Origin of the sequence: Budvicia aquatica DSM 5075 = ATCC 35567 (assembly GCF_000427805.1) — a bacterium.
In the GTDB taxonomy this organism is placed as follows: Bacteria; Pseudomonadota; Gammaproteobacteria; order Enterobacterales; family Enterobacteriaceae; genus Budvicia; species Budvicia aquatica.
Map to the genome: position 1 here is coordinate 75564 of NZ_ATYS01000010.1, position 16074 is coordinate 91637.

The following is a 16074-nucleotide window of genomic DNA, read 5'->3' on the forward strand; positions in this document are numbered from 1 at the left end:
TTATATGATACGCCGGTAAAATAACGATCCGGCAGGGATGCACCAATCAATAATGGCAGAACATAAAAGCAATAACCAAAAAGTAAACGCGTTGTTAGCCGCAGTGCGAACCCAAGTCGCAAATGCGCAAACGGAAACGGATTTGATTAAAGCCATTGAGGATGTAAAAGCCTTTGGGGCACCGATCAAATTCAATCATCTGATCAATTATATTATTGCCGCCGTATTAGGCTGTTTATCCGTTCTGGGATTTCTGTATTTGTATCAGAATGGTAAACACGCTAATAATCTGGTGACCTTTGCCACTGCGCTTTTGGTGATGTTCTCCATTGGCACATTAACTTTAATTTACAGTAAAAACAAAAAGATAAGAACGTTAGAAGATTATATTTTCAATCGGGATTTACAGTTAGATAACCGCCTGACGCCGGTCGCCGTTTCTGCTGAACAGCATGCCCGGGAGCTGGGTTTTCGTTTTCATGAATTTAATCGTGGAAACTACTCCAGAGAAATCAGAGCACTGTACCAAGCAAGCTATCAGGGCAAAGAGTATTCGTTCGATTATCATTTTTATCACTTTCACTACGTTGATAAACGCACCACCATGCACACCAACAGTAAGGGACAGTGGCGGACCAAAACCGTTTATGACCATTACGATCGCTATGGCCTGTATTTACCTTTTCATTTTATAAGTAACTTAGCCCTGATCAGTAAATCGATTAGTGGCGTAAGCGGATACAATTACAAGCCTGCCTCAATCCAGTTTAATAAAATCTATAAAGTGATTGCTGAGTCAGAAATTGCCGCCGCTAAGTTTCTAAAGCCCACCGTCGTTCTGGCTTGTGAACAGATAGCGCAGTCCTTTCGTGAGGTAAATTTTGAGTTTAATGAAGAGACCGAGCTTTGTATGTCTTTTCGCGACGATGATGTGCTGACATTAGAAAGAAAGCACGGTTTTGATCGGCCGGATGAGTTTATTCAGGAGATCAAAGGCGTTCAGATACTACCGAAGCTACAAATTGCCTTAGAACATATCCATACTCTGATGACCTATTCAGACAATAACTTTAGGAAAGATAATCCATGATCGAATTGTTGATTCCGTTAGCCATTGTAGTATTGGTAATTACCGTAGGCGTTGCTATCCACAATGGTATTATCAGCCGAATGAACGCCGTTGCCCGCGCTTGGGCCGACGTTGTGGTTCAGGAACGTCAGAAGAACAATATTATCCCCAACCTTGAGAAAGTGGTTGAGCAATATCGCCAGCATGAAGCCTCACTGTTCGAGAAAATCACCGAATTAAGATCGTCATTAAAGCAGTTAAATACCGATAACGTTGACCTCAAAACTTTGGCTGATACTCAGGCCAAAACCACCATGTTACTTAATGGGCTATATGCCGTAGCCGAGAATTATCCTGACTTGAAAGCCTCACAGGTATTTAATAACCTGATGGCTGAAATTACTGAACAGCAGGAAAATATCGGCGCTGCAATTCGCATTTTTAATCAGAATGTAGAAGCCTTCAATAATGGTATCGAAGTTTTCCCTAATTCAATGATTAATAGTTGGTTTAATAAGAAGAGAAAGCTCCAGACCTTCAGTGATTCTGTCGCTCAGGGCGGATTTGAATATACGCCGGATATCCACTAACGGGTATTGTTTATCGAAATTAAGCTCAGGCTAAAATTTCAAGGTGGCTCTGATTACTGAACTAAAGCCGTCTGATTAATCCAAAAGGCAACCCTGGCATAATATTATGCCAGGGATAAACCAGTCTAGAACTGATAACGGATGCCGACTTGCCCACTATATGGCATTTCTAAATGACCATCGTAATCTTTGGCATAATTGACCTCAGCAAATCCGGACCATTGATTGTTTAAATCAGCAGTAATTCCAAGGCCATACTTTATTACCGTACCAGAATTATCATTATTGAAATTCTCAGTTCGATTAATCACAACTTCATTTTTATCGGCAAACTCATGGCTTACGGCTAAACGCACATAGGGCTTAATAATATGGTTATTAAGATCAAAGCTGGCACCCGCGGTGCTGCCAATTTCAGCTTTTAGCGACTCAGCACCATCAGCGTAGGCTTTGGTGTTGTTACTCAAACGATAATCTGAGCTTTGTCCTTTAAAGGCGGATAATTGTGTATAAGGTTCAATAAAGTATTGTTCAAATTTGATATGGCGACCGGCTTCGATAGAGGCACCAAAGCCATACAGGTTATCCTTACCCGTCGCACGAGTTCCTTGAACGGTTTTGACATTATTATTTAATCTAAAGTAGTTAGATTTTAATACGCCATCAACATAATAACCGTTATCCCATAGATAGGTGCCATATATGCCTAAAGCATAACTATCAACGTTACCACTTCCGCCACGACTATAGTCAATATCCGAACGTGAGTAAGACATCATGCCGCCCACCAATAGGTCAGCACCATCTCGCCGAAAGCTTTTATCACCACCCAGCACAACACCGTTAGTATCTTGCTGATAAGCAACGAAGTTATTTACCTTATAACGGCTGGTAATAAACTTACCCCATGCTCCGCTACCCTGATTATCTTGAGCATGCATATCACCCATACGGGTGCGCAGAGTGGATAATTCAGCATCCCATATGCTTGGTACCACATTCGCCAGCGCGATCACCCCATAGGTATTACCCGAAATTGGTGGTTTTGGCTTTGGAGTCGGATCTGGTTTTTTGTTGGGTTCAGGATCTGGCTTTGGCTTGGAGGTGCTTAAAACCCAGTCGTCTGAATTTACTGAATCTTGATTTAAGTAATATTGATATGCCCCTAAATCGACGGCACCGTTAGCCAGAGCAAAACTATCACTGGCGCTACCTTCACCGTGAATTAAGTAATAACCTTCGCTATCTGAATTCAGTTCATCACCGGTATCTGCCACATTGACAATAAACTTACCCTTTAGCGTATCGGTAACGTTTAAAAAATCACCTTTCATGCCACCAACGCGCATATTAAAAATACCGTTACCTGATAGCTCCGCTATATTGGCCTGCAGATACCCAGCAACGCTATCGGCATTCTGATATGTTACTGAGCCATTATTTAATAATTGCCCGATACGAATATAACGACCATCACCCGGAGTATCCTCTCCCCGAACCAATTTCAACTGACTGCCTGCATCATGTAAATCAATACGTTCTGCTTTAGCCGCACTAAAAGTAGCCCCAATTCTATAATATCGACGACCACTATTCATATGAACAATGCCGTCATCATAAACATTAAAAGAACCTATCGATGAAGAGCCGTTAAGAAGGTAAGCAACACCACCACCATTAACTCGGGTATCTTTAACAATCCCCCCAGCGTAAACGGACAAAAGACCACCGCCATTAACCGTGGTGTTATCAGCCTGAGCGGCTTTAAAATCTAATCCTGCCGATGAACCTGTTGCCTGATTCCATCCTTGATACATGGAAACCATCATCCAACCATTTACATTAATGGTACTCCGGTTGGCATAACCGGCGTTATCAACCTCAAGAATACCCATTTCAGCCTCGGTACCAGATACGGTGGTATCCGTTGCAGAGCCAGCAACATACCACCGATCATTCCGATTGCCAGCGGTCAATGATGAGACGTTTAACGTTGCAGAGATAACCTCGGTATTGTAGGCATCAGAACCATCCAGTGAGACAGCAGAGCGTGCGCTAATCTTGGTATTATAAAGCTGCCCTCGGCTCCATATATCATTATCATCATACCCGTAAGCCATCATAGACATGACATGACCATTATTGAGTATTAAATCACGGCCAACCTCACCGCTAGGCATTGACCACGTGCTGTTATTAATACTATTTTGCAGAGCAATACTATTGTCTTCTGTTGCCGCCTCACTCATTAACTCTTTAGCATTGGCATTTAACGTAGGTAAAACCATTGCCATTATAAATATATAATAGACGGCACTGCATCGTTTATTTAAGCCAACTATGATTTTTTTAGATAGATATCGCTTTATCATGATATACATATAGTCCTTATATAGAATAACTTCCCCAAAACGAAAAAATACATATATACCTTATGCCTTTTTAACGCTTGAAATTATTTAAATTAAAAAATAGCTTATTAACATATAATTAATACATTCCAGATATGTGTTCAATGCAAAATTAATTAAACCATCAATAAGTGTTAACCCATATGGCGACCAGCATACATCACCCGTTCAGGCCGATTTAATTTAAATAATTAATAACCAAACAATAGATTAAAATATCGCCATAGCAATAAAAATAGATAATAACTCTAATGCGGTTGGGGACTTTGGCTCTAATTTGATAGCAGACTAAGTATTTTATATACAAGAACTGATATTAACCACCATAGCTTATGCGTTGTTATTACTTATTTAATAATAACGACGCTAAGTATATATAGCTATCGAGAGTAATGACTAGCATTAACGGGTATTAGAATTATTGAGAAGAGTACCGCTACTCATGCACCCGACAGATAAATGCTGGAGAGACATCATCATAAATAATATAATCAACATCATTAAGTTTATCAATTCTAAACACGGCGCTTTTACTGGTCAAAAATTCAGGCAGCGATTCATCCGGAGCAGTATCATTATTATATTTATCGGTACTAATTTGCGTTGTATCAATACGATGGCCATTAAGAGTGTAGTTAAAATTAATTATTCTCGTAACCTTATAGGTTTCATGGGCAGAGGCATCAATAAAACCATAAATATTAAATAGTCCATGCTGGCTATCTTTAAATAACATCGATAGCTTCAGGCTCTTATAGGATTTTTTACCGTTGACTTCACTCGAGGATATAACCGCCTTACATTCAAATCCGTTAAGATTAACGGATGATGACCAAACAGAATATATCATAACTATGCCAGCAACAGTAATTACAACCAAAAATAAGGCTGAAAATAATTTAATGACTCTCATATATAATCTCATTATTAAGGAAATTCTTACACTCCATATTATTATTAAGAATTTCAGGACACTGAACCACGAATTTTATCCGCTCCATAACGCTTGGCGTTTTAGCTGAAATGGACTCATAGTAATAAATCGTTGATTTCATTTTACAATCAATAACATGACTTTCAGTAAGGCTACTCAAGCCATTGATTACCTTGTTCATATTATAATTATTAGGTATCCCATTCCAAATACCCATCACCTTACAATTTTCAATCATCCCCAATGGCATGACTTTATTAAACTGAGTATTTTGCTGTGGATATTTTAAGAATATAAAAACAATAGTTATCAACCAAAACAAAATTATTGATATAACAATTTTTAATAAAAATTTAGAGTTTGTTTTTTTATATATAACTTGCTCTTCTTCTAATTCAACCGGAGGTTCGCTTAGTTCAACTCTCTCGCTATCAAAAATCTCAATAGTTTTAGCGTCGAAACTAAAACCATATCTGGGTATTGTTTTAATAATATCATCAAGACCTAAGCTGCTAAGGGTGCGCCTGATAATTGATATGTAATTATTGAGGTTATTATTGGATGAGACTAATCCTTTATTTTCCCAAAGTTCATTCATAAAAAAATCACGGGAGAGAGATTTCTGATTATTTTTGATTAAAAGCTCAAGTAGTAATGAAGCAAATCGGGGTATCGTCACCAGATTTCCCGGTTCCGAAAGCGCCCACAGACTTCCGTCCTCAGGATTAAAGCCAATCAATTTGTTTATTTGGTAATACATCTAGAAACACCTTTAAACATATATCAGTCACTGAGGTTAATGAAGTTCTAGTTCAGATGAACCCCTTTCCTCTGTAGTTTGATCTAATACAGAGAAAGAGTTCAGGCCTTATCTCGAGAGATAGAGAGTCGATAAGGAGCATAAAAAAATCTTCAAACAACTTACCCACAGCTAACAAGACACACATTAACTCATCTACAAAATCATATAATATCAATGAATTAAAATACTAATTGCATTACAAAAAAGACAATACCCATAATAAAAAAAGGCTAATTAACGTATTTAAATGCATTGCAAATATAATTGAAATATAACATCAACCACACAATAAAACCATATTAAACAGATGGTAATGTATAAAAAACACTTATTACAACCGAAAGATATACTAACAAATTTCAACTAAGACAAAGAAATTTAAAGAGAAAACTATTAAAACACCAATTTCATCTCTACTTTAAATGTCTTATCAAAGCACTAACCTATTTTTTCTATTTATTTAGAATATAAAACTATTGTTATGATGTTAGCCGCTTATTGTGCACAAAACCTAGATTATTCGATAACATTCAATTGAATTGGCGTAGAAAAACTAAAGCCATCATCACATATCAAATACAATAAAAAACATGAAACAGTGCAGCAATATATAAAAGGAATTTAAACCATGAAAAAGACACTCAGACAAATTAACACTCCAACATGTAGGTATTGCGGCAGTAACACCGAGGTTCGAAAACATGGAAAGGGAAACTCTCAATTACAGCGCTACAGGTGTATGGCCTGCCTAAAAACATTTCAGATGAAATATATCTATTTAGGCCATGAGGTAAAATATTCTAACCTAGCCATATGATTAATTAAAATAGCCACTAAAGCTTATTATACGTATACAGTATAATTTAATAACAGCATCTGGCTAAAACTGCCATTAATCCAGTTTAATAAATAATTGCCATCATCCTGCTCATTCAAGAGGTCATTGAAGGTGTATATCTATTGGAGGATAAGGCGGCTAAAGTCAAAAAATGGCTAAAAAAGATCGAAGATTGAATCAATGTTATCAGCCTGTCGAAAATGGTATAGCAGCCGGTGTAACATCATTTCTGACCGGCTGCCAGTTAAACCTGATACCTAAAATGCATTCAATATCACAGCGTATTAGTACCCTGCAGCTAAAGCATCTTTAGTCCGAGGATCCGCGGCACCAAATAAACCTTCCGGAGTAACCACAATACTTTGAGTGCTGCCCATGGTTGGCTTAACGCTTACCTTATGGCCTTTTTTCTCCAGAAGTCTAATCGTGTCCGGACTAATTCCCTTTTCAATACGAATTTCTTCCGGCAGCCATTGGTGGTGAATACGCGGAGCATTAGTGGCTTCCGCGATATTCATATTGAATTCCAGCGTATTTAATACGATTTGTAATACCGTGGTAATTATCCGGCTGCCGCCAGGACTGCCGGTGGCGAGGAACACCTGACCATCTTTAGTAACGATCGTCGGAGACATGGATGAAAGCGGACGTTTGCCGGCCTGAACCGCATTAGCTTCACCGCCGATAAGACCATATACATTAGGTACGCCCGGCTTGGCCGAAAAATCATCCATTTGGTTATTCAGTAAGATGCCGCTGCTGCCCGCCACAATACCGCTACCAAAATTGGTGTTCAGCGTGTAAGTCACTGCCACAGCATTGCCCTGAGAATCAACAACTGAATAGTGAGTGGTTTGGTCGCTTTCATACGGAGCTAGCTTGCCCGGCCTGATCTCTGATGACGGCCTGGCCTTATTCATATCAATCTTGGCGGCTAAGCTTTTAGCGTACTCTTTGCTTGTCAGAGCACCAACAGGCACCGTAACGAAATCGGGGTCACCAAGATATTCGGAACGATCGGCATAAGCAAACTTCATCGCTTCTGACATAACGTGAATAGCATCGGCGCTATTCTGGCCCATCGACTTCAGGTCAAAGTTTTCCAGAATATTCAAAATCTGAATAATATGAATACCACCGGAAGAAGGCGCCGGCATGGAATAAACCTCATAACCACGATAAGTACCGGATACCGGTTGACGCTCAACCGCTTTATAAGCCGCCAGATCGGCTTTGGTAATCAGGCCGCCATTCTTCTCCATTTCATTGGCTATCTGATCGGCAATCGGACCTTTATAAAAAGCATCGACACCCTGCTTGGCAATTAAATCAAGGCTTGCCGCTAAATCAGTCTGGATCAGAATTTCACCTTTAGACCACGGCACATCACCGGATTTAAAGAAAATTGCCCGGCTGTGATCGTTATTCAGTAATACTTCGCGTCCATATTGCACTAAATCATCGGCAAGGGTCTGATTGACCGGAAAGCCATCTTTTGCCAGCGCTAAAGCGGGTTGAATCAGATCTGACATTGGCATGGTGCCATACTTTTCTGTCGCCATCGCAAAACCGGCAACGGTTCCCGGTACGCCGGAAGCTAAATGGCTGGTCAGGGACTTTTTACTGTCTGCGTTACCCTTTTCGTCGAGGAACATATCTCTGGAGGCTTTAGACGGAGCCATTTCCCGAAAATCAATCGCCGTGGTTTTACCGTCTTTAGTGCGTAGTAACATAAAGCCACCACCACCGATATTTCCCGCCTGTGGATGCGTCACGGCTAAAACATAGCCTACCGCAACCGCAGCATCAACCGCATTTCCTCCACGTTCCAACACATCAACCCCGACTCGGGTAGCAATGCTGTTGACAGAGGCAACCATCCCGTTTTTGGCATATACCGGATGGAAAATATCTTCTTCTACACCATATGAGACAACTTGCGCTGCTACCGAACCTTGCCAGAAGAGTAGTAAGGCAACTAACAGATAACGCATCCCGCTTTTCTTAAATATCTCAGCCATCGCTTTTTCCGCCTGTAAGTAGTTTCACCATAAATGTAACAACTATTTTACATTAGGGGATTATTTGTACTTTGACCAGCGAGGATATGGCTTTAAACCGGTGTGGCGTCACATTTTAAAATAAAATCAGAACTGAATAATTATCGACGGGATTAAATCAAAATGCCTCAGCATCGGCTCTATTCCGACCACAAAGTAATAGCCGGAATAGCACGTTGAATATAATTAATAATGGAAATTCATCAGCTAGCAAGAAATTAAACTCAAATAACACAACCGACTAAGGACGTTCCTCAAACTGAGGATTGTCATCACATAGATCGAACCACTCGGCCTTCGAACCGGTAAAGATATGCGTTTTATGCGCTGGGTTAATTGGCGTATCCAGCGTGCCAACCCTTAAGCGAATAAATTCAGGCTGACCGTCTCTGGCACTGTATATTGGCGAGCCGCAATCACTACAGAAAAAGCGCTGGGCGCTCTCAGAAGAATAGAAGCTCTTAAGCTTATCTTTACCAGTAAGTAAAGTGAAACGCTCAGTTTTAACCGGGGTTGCGGTATTAAATGCCGACCCCGTAGCTTTACGACACTTGGAGCAGTGGCAAAAAAATATTTCTTCAATCTGATCGTCGATCTGATAGCTCACGCCACCGCATAAACAGCTGCCTTTTAACATAGTTACCCCTGCATCTATATAAATTATCTGCCAGCTAAAATGATTAGCGCTACATCATTTTGAGCATACTTGATTAATAAAAGCCTGAATCTGATGGAGAGTCAATGAATCGGGTTGCAGCATCGCGGTAACATGATCGCCATTACCGGATAAAAATGGAAATTCATTTTCCTTTGCCCACGCTTCAATCGAAGAATAACCAGGGTCATCTTTCCCCGCCCAGAATGCAACCGGAACGCAGGACTGTTTAATTACCGTATCCATAGGCTGATGCTGGCTGAGTGAATGAAAAAAAGCACTGAGCCCGGCTTCTGCATCCGGGGTTACCCAAGATGCTAATTCAGGTGCTGTTTTTCGCGCATATGACATAAAGAAGTCAAACTTAAGCGGTCCGTCTGGCCCTTGCGGCAATCCATTAACAATATCCCAGCCCCCAATCAGCGCGGAGGAAAGGAGATCCGGATAATATTGAAGTAAACCCGCTGTCAGCCATGCTCCTGATGAATATCCAATAACCTGGGCTTTTTCATAACCTATCGTATCAATAAGCTTAATCACACCGGATGCCTGCACTCTGAGAGAATAAGCGTCAGAATCAGCAGTTTTATCGCTTAAACCGTGCCCGGGTAAATCAGGATAAGCCACACAATAATCTTTACTGAGCGCTTGTACCAGCCCGCTTTGTCGCCAACTCTGGCCGTTCATTAACAGGCCGTGTAACAATACGACTAACGGGCCCGAACCTTCTGTCTGGTAGTACCAACGAAAATTATCGGATGAATAGGGCAAAATAGGCTCCTTTATCTAGCGACATTTATCATACCGGACCTGAGTTCGGTGAATAAATAACGATGTTAGCCTAAATCACAAAGGCGTTTTGCGATATGCAACCCGCAGGCGGCCGCCTGAGAAAGGCTATGAGTAGTTCCGGAACAGTCACCGGCCAAATACAGACCATCGGTTGTAGTTTCAAAAAATTCAGAGGTGGATTTTTCCGGCGCATAAAACTTACCGTCGAGACCATATAGTAGAGTATCCGCCGAGACCGGCTGTTGCAATAATTGCTCTAAACGTAGAAAGAACTCGCGGGCAGCGGTTAAATAAATCTGCGGCACTTCATCAGGCAGATAGCCTGTATCAGCCACCAGCGAGGGCTTGATACTATTAGCCGCAAGGCTTTGTGCAGAGGTAATTACGCCCCGGCTCAGGTCACCCAAGCGCTGAACAACAATACGCTCCCCACCGCGGTTAATGTGTTTGATTACCCCTTCAGTATGGGCTTTAGCCTCCGCCTGATTCAAGAAATACTGAGGAACGAACAGCGTAAAATTCAGATTTTCAGACTGGCTGGTCGATTCATTGCAGTTCTGCCCGTCGGGCATCACCATCCCTTTTTCATACTTACGAATTATTCGTCCTGTCGGATTCATACAGTAAGTGGTCGCGGTGTAGTCAACGGTTTTTAGCTGTAGCTTAGTTTCAAAGGTTTGTTGCAACAGCGGCTGCCATTGGCGGTAGGGCATTTCAATCCGCAGGCCGAGATCTACCCGGGTTTGCCCGTGGCCGATGTCAAACTGTTGCATTTGTCGCTGTAGCCAATCAGAGGCGCCATTACCGGTAGCGATAACCACATTTTCAGCGTCAATTAACTGACCATCGGACAGGTGAAGCTGAAAGTCATCGCCTTGCTTAGCCAGTGACTGGACCTCGGTATTAAAGGCAAAGTTGACCTTATCATCAAGGTAATGGCGAATTTGCTGCAGTACTTGCTGTGATGTCACCGTTCCTAAGTGACGCACCGTAGTGGTTAGCATTTTAAGACCGGCATTGCGGCATTTGACCATCAGCGACGGGTCTGCGGTGGTATAGAACGTAGCATCCTGTGCGCCGAACTGGCACAGGATCCGATCGACCTGCTCCATCAACCGCATGGCCGTATTCTCGCCGACTTTATGGCTTAATCCGCCGCCAAAATCGTTGGTATAGTTATATTTGCCCTCCGACATCCCCAGCCCGCCAAAGCCTTCATACTGAATATGAGGGTTATCGGCTAGCAGTCGCTGACGATCGGCGAAGTCATGGCCTTTATCAATAAGAATGACCCGCTTACCGGCTTTTGCGAGTGAATAAGCGGTAAAAACCCCGCTAACGCCAGCGCCGATAATGGCAACGTCAAACATCGCCGACTTACGCTTTTATCCAGCGGGAACGCATCCACTCTTCCTGCTGTTGTCGGTCAAGGAAGGTCCAGGCCACAACCCGACTGGCCTTTTGGCCCTGAGCCATATTAATAATTTTGATCTCCGTGGCACCGGCATAGCGTAAGGCATGTGACAACACCGGCAAGGTGGTTTTCTTCGACACCAGCGTGGTAAACCAGAAACACTGTTGACCAAAAGCCACGCTCTCTTCGGCCATTTGGCGTACGAAGCGTTCTTCTCCGCCGTCACACCATAGCTCTGTCGTTTTGCCGCCAAAATTCAATACCGGTTTAGCGCCATCTTCCAGCTTGCCGAGATTACGCAGTTTTTTCATTCCTACGGCGTCGGCTTCTTCTTGGGAAGCATGGAACGGCGGATTGCACAGCGTCAGGTCAAAACGGTCTGTCGGCTTGATGATGCCTTTAAAGATATTCTCTGCAGATTTTTGCAGACGAATATCAATGGCCTTAGTCAGATTGCGATTGGCTTCTGCAATCAGCTTAGCGCTGCTCACCGATACCGGGTCAATGTCCGTTCCGACAAATTTCCACCCATAGCTGATATGACCAATAATCGGATAGATGCAGTTAGCACCAACGCCAATATCCAGTACGTGAACTGAATTCCCTTGAGGGATTCGATCGCCATTACAGGCACTGAGCAGATCGGCCAAATAGTGGATATAGTCGGCCCGCCCGGGGATTGGGGGGCAGAGAAAATCTTTAGGAATATCCCAGTTCTGAATATGATAAAAATGCTTTAGCAGCGCTTTATTCAGCATTTTTACCGCTTCAGGATCGGAAAAATTAACTGAAAGGTCATCATACTTATTCAGTGATACAAAAGGGGCAAGTTCCGGACAGCTCTCAATCAGCTGAGGAAAGTCGTAACGACTGCGATGCAGGTTTCGTGCATGTAATTCCGACTTTTCATTCGGAAATGATTTCTTTGGTTGCGCCATTTTTATGCCAATAATCAACTGAAGACGGGAATAGTCCGGTTATGCAGGGTCTTCCCCTGCATGAGAACTGACATTGTACGTTAATTAGATTCAGGCTGGCGACCAAATCCTTTAATCGGGCTTTCTCACCCAGTTAACCAGGCATATTCCGGCGCTGACCAGTATTAATGCCACCCCGTACTTCCACTCAAAAACATCTTCATTCAACATAACGGCCGATAGCGCGGTGCCAGAAACCGGAATCATAAAGTTAAACGGGACGACCATACCAACCCGATTATATTTAAGCAGCGTGCTCCACAAAGAAAAAGCCATCGAAGACAACAGCACTAAATACGCCAGTAACAATGTCGACATTAAATTGAAATCAGTCAGTCGGCCGCCAAAAGCGTAACCGGCAACGGTCAGAACAATACCGCCAATGGCTAACTGATAGCCGGTCATAATCCCCGGTTCAACGGTTTGAGAAATGCGCTTACCGTAAATGGTAGAGGCTGACAGGACAAAAGCAGCCAGCATCACCATACCTTCGCCTTTCAGGCTAAACTGGAAATTCATCAGCCCGTCATTGAAGTTAACCGCCATAACGCCGGCAAAGCCTAGCAGGCATCCCAGCGTTTTATTCATGGTGATTCGGTCATTTTTATAAATGAAATGGGCCATAATCACGCTAAAGAAGGTCCCGGTAGCATTAATAATTGAGCCATTGGCACCGGAAACATAGGCCAGTCCGATATAGAAAAACACATACTGCACTGAAGTCTGTACTAACCCCAGTAGAGTAATCTGTCCAAACTGACGGCGGCTTAAACGAGCGAGAGGTTTGCCACTCAGCCCGCCTATCACCAGCAACAGTAAACCTGCCAGCGTAAAGCGATAGCCGGCAAATAAAATTTGGGTCGGAATATCGTCAGCAGCAATATTAAACAGCAGGTAGCCGGTTTTAATACTGGGGTAGGCACTTCCCCACAGCAGGCAGCAAAAGGCCGCGGTTACATAAACGACTTTTTTATTGGTAAAAAAAACGCTCTTATCTTGCAACTTAACTCCTTGTATCCCAAAAATATAAGGAAACCAGTGGGATGTTTAACTCGGCTATGCTGGACGAAATGAAACACCATTTCAAGTATTAGATTTCAGATAAAAAAAACCGCGCTCAGCCCGTACCAATTAAGCCACAGCAATAGAGTTTTCTAGCGAGTTTGAAAGGAAAAATTCAACGGCTGGGTTAAAAAATCGTATCGTCCCGATATTCTTTCGACTGAGTTAATAAGGATTTAGTCCTATAGCCCAGCAACAAGGCCAAAATGGCGTTAGGGAAAGTCCGGAGCCCGGCGTTATAGCGAATAACACTTTGATTAAAAGGTTCACATCGTTCGGCGATTTGGAATTCTAATTGCATCAGGCGCTTGCGTAACTCGACCAACCCATACAAAGACTTCAGCTCAGGATAAGCCTCTGATAGGGTAAATATCTGTTGGAGCCCTTGATCGATTTGATTAGCCAACCTGACCTTGTCTTCTGATTTACGGCTGGTCTGATAACGCTTTCTCTGCTTGGTCAACTGTTGAAACAGCGGGCTTTGAAACCCGGCGCTGGTTTCCAGCAGGCTAACTAATTCAGGTATTTCGCCTGCGCGTTGTTTTAGCAGATCGTCAATATTGTCAAATGCCTCTTCAGTATCCTGTCGCAGGACAGTTAGTTTTTTATATAACCTCATCAAATAGCAAACAACACCCAGTGCCAGCAGGGCAATAATAATAAACACAACTAACTTACCCATAACTCATCCCCTATCACTGCACTTTGTTTTGTCAGGTAACACCGCGAAGAACCGTCGTTCATTCTGCTGGTATAAAGCGATTGTAACCCGTGAAGCCCGTCGGATACATATTATTCATCTTTCAGAAACAGCACGATAAAATAGCAGAGAACCAATCAAAAGAAGTTCACTAACGCCAATCGATAAGCAGGTTAATGCCAACGTTCTGAAACATGAAAAATAACAAATAAATTCATCGAGTAATCAATATTTTAATATGCCAAAAAACAGGAGGAATCTATTCCATTCATAATAAAATTTAATATCTCAGCCGGATATATAACTTTATTCAATCAGAAAAAGACCTATTCCGTGTATATCAAGTAATCTCTTTGCCCTTAGTTATAAATCTGATATCGTCGAAAAATAACAAAATAGCATTCGTTTCATTCAACCGAATAGCGTAGGTCATTTTCAGGCCACATCTATTTTCTATTTGTAAAACATAAAAGATCACCTATTCGGACTAAATCGATTTCATCAGCGTTGCGGCTATTTTGGCGTTAATTCCGTTTTATGTTCGAGTACTGAATAAGCAAGGAAAACATCATGATTGAGCAAAAAATTAAACAGTTCGAATCCCAGCTATGTGATATCCGCCATCAGATTCATCAACATCCTGAAATGGGTCTGGAAGAGATTGAAACCAGTAATCTGGTTGCCAGCAAATTAACCGAATGGGGCTATCAAGTTCAGCGCGGCATGGCTAAAACCGGGGTTATCGGGACGTTAAAAGTCGGTAACGGTAGTAAAACCCTGGGAATTCGAGCTGATATGGATGCCCTGCCAATTCACGAAGCCAGCGGAAAACCTTGGACAAGTAAAATTCCTAACCGCATGCACGCCTGTGGTCATGATGGCCATACAACCATGCTACTCGGTGCAGCTAAATACCTTGCTGAAACCCGTAATTTTAACGGCACCCTACATCTTATTTTTCAGCCGGCAGAAGAGATGATAAACGGCGGTGAGATGATGGTAAAAGAAGGGCTGTTCGAACAGTTTCCCTGCGATGCCATTTTTGCCATGCACAATATGCCCGGCTATCCGGCAGGTGAATTCTATTTCCAGCACGGACCATTTATGGCCTCAATGGACCAGTTTGTCATTACCGTCAACGGCTGCGGTGGTCACGGGGCGATGCCGCATAAAGCTATCGACCCTGTTTTAGTCGCATCACATATTACTACTGCACTACAAAGTATTGTTTCCCGCAATGTAGATCCTCTTGAAGCAGCAGTCATTACCGTTGGCAGCATTATTGCCGGTGATGCTGCCAATGTGATACCTGATCGCGCGGTGATGAAACTCAGCGTTCGCTCTCTGGGCCGTGAAACCCGTGAACTGTTATTAAAGCGGATACCCGCATTAGCTCAGGCTCAGGCCGAAAGCTTCGGCGCCACCGCTGATGTAAAACATATCAACGGCACGCCTGTATTGATCAACGATGAAACCCAGACCCGCTTTGCCCATCAGGTCGCGCTAAAGCACTTTGGTGAAGCGCGCGTTCACTACGGTGCTAAGCCGTTACTGGGCAGTGAGGATTTTGCCTTTATGCTCGATGCTAACCCTAACGGCTGCTATTTGATTGTCGGCAACGGTGATAAAGGTGAAGGCTCCTGCATGGTCCATAATCCCGGCTACGACTTCAACGATGCCTGTTTAGTTCCGGGCAGCGCTTACTGGAGTGCCTTAACCGAAGCCTATTTAAAATAAAAAAATAATAAAATCACTATGGATAATTCAGTA

General features: G+C 42.6%; 14 protein-coding genes. 4 read left to right on the plus strand and 10 right to left on the minus strand.

Going from position 1 to position 16074, the window contains the following annotated elements; all coding sequences use genetic code 11:
- Positions 1-52: 52 nt before the first annotated feature.
- Complete coding sequence (locus tag YWE_RS0106325; protein WP_029093763.1) at positions 53-1090, plus strand: hypothetical protein; 1038 nt, start codon at positions 53-55, stop codon at positions 1088-1090.
- On the plus strand, positions 1087-1659 hold the full coding sequence (locus YWE_RS0106330; protein WP_036015300.1) for a LemA family protein: 573 nt from the start codon (positions 1087-1089) through the stop codon (positions 1657-1659). Before YWE_RS0106325 ends, YWE_RS0106330 begins: the two co-directional genes overlap by 4 nt.
- Before the next feature lie 125 nt (positions 1660-1784).
- Here the strand turns inward: YWE_RS0106330 and YWE_RS26785 are convergent, their stop codons facing one another.
- The 3 genes from YWE_RS26785 to YWE_RS0106345 all read right to left on the minus strand — a co-directional run bounded on the left by YWE_RS26785 (position 1785) and on the right by YWE_RS0106345 (position 5764).
- Complete coding sequence (locus YWE_RS26785; protein ID WP_161628769.1) at positions 1785-3953, minus strand: autotransporter outer membrane beta-barrel domain-containing protein; 2169 nt, start codon at positions 3951-3953, stop codon at positions 1785-1787.
- Between the two features lie 553 nt (positions 3954-4506).
- Positions 4507-4983 carry a hypothetical protein gene (locus YWE_RS0106340; protein WP_029093765.1) on the minus strand — a complete coding sequence of 159 codons (477 nt, stop codon included), beginning with the start codon at positions 4981-4983 and terminating at the stop codon, positions 4507-4509.
- On the minus strand, positions 4970-5764 hold the full coding sequence (locus YWE_RS0106345) for a winged helix-turn-helix domain-containing protein (RefSeq protein ID WP_029093766.1): 795 nt from the start codon (positions 5762-5764) through the stop codon (positions 4970-4972). The genes YWE_RS0106340 and YWE_RS0106345 overlap by 14 nt, the downstream gene beginning before the upstream one ends.
- 670 nt (positions 5765-6434) lie before the next feature.
- On the opposite strand from YWE_RS0106345, the gene YWE_RS31865 reads away from it, so the two are divergent.
- A complete protein-coding gene (locus YWE_RS31865) occupies positions 6435-6623 on the plus strand; it encodes an IS1/IS1595 family N-terminal zinc-binding domain-containing protein (RefSeq protein WP_428829260.1) in 189 nt (62 codons plus the stop codon).
- A 305-nt stretch (positions 6624-6928) separates the two neighbouring features.
- Here YWE_RS31865 and ggt read toward each other — a convergent pair whose 3' ends face one another.
- From ggt to YWE_RS0106380, 7 genes are all read right to left on the minus strand, one after another.
- Positions 6929-8656 (minus strand): gamma-glutamyltransferase, encoded by a 1728-nt coding sequence (gene ggt / locus YWE_RS0106350; protein ID WP_029093767.1) that lies wholly within the window; start codon positions 8654-8656, stop codon positions 6929-6931.
- A gap of 289 nt (positions 8657-8945) precedes the next feature.
- Positions 8946-9341: a GFA family protein gene (locus YWE_RS0106355; RefSeq protein ID WP_029093768.1), complete on the minus strand. Its 396-nt coding sequence runs from the start codon at positions 9339-9341 to the stop codon at positions 8946-8948.
- A 54-nt stretch (positions 9342-9395) separates the two neighbouring features.
- Positions 9396-10130 carry an alpha/beta fold hydrolase gene (locus YWE_RS0106360; protein WP_029093769.1) on the minus strand — a complete coding sequence of 245 codons (735 nt, stop codon included), beginning with the start codon at positions 10128-10130 and terminating at the stop codon, positions 9396-9398.
- Between the two features lie 65 nt (positions 10131-10195).
- Positions 10196-11521, minus strand: coding sequence for an FAD-dependent oxidoreductase (locus YWE_RS0106365; protein ID WP_029093770.1), 1326 nt, complete (start codon positions 11519-11521; stop codon positions 10196-10198).
- Between the two features lie 7 nt (positions 11522-11528).
- A complete protein-coding gene (gene rlmF, locus YWE_RS0106370) occupies positions 11529-12503 on the minus strand; it encodes a 23S rRNA (adenine(1618)-N(6))-methyltransferase RlmF (protein WP_036015303.1) in 975 nt (324 codons plus the stop codon).
- Positions 12504-12614: 111 nt separating this feature from the next.
- A complete protein-coding gene (locus YWE_RS0106375) occupies positions 12615-13544 on the minus strand; it encodes a DMT family transporter (RefSeq protein ID WP_029093772.1) in 930 nt (309 codons plus the stop codon).
- 187 nt (positions 13545-13731) lie between these two features.
- Complete coding sequence (locus tag YWE_RS0106380; RefSeq protein WP_029093773.1) at positions 13732-14286, minus strand: LemA family protein; 555 nt, start codon at positions 14284-14286, stop codon at positions 13732-13734.
- A 588-nt stretch (positions 14287-14874) separates the two neighbouring features.
- On the opposite strand from YWE_RS0106380, the gene YWE_RS0106385 reads away from it, so the two are divergent.
- Complete coding sequence (locus YWE_RS0106385) at positions 14875-16041, plus strand: M20 aminoacylase family protein (protein ID WP_029093774.1); 1167 nt, start codon at positions 14875-14877, stop codon at positions 16039-16041.
- Positions 16042-16074: the final 33 nt, after the last annotated feature.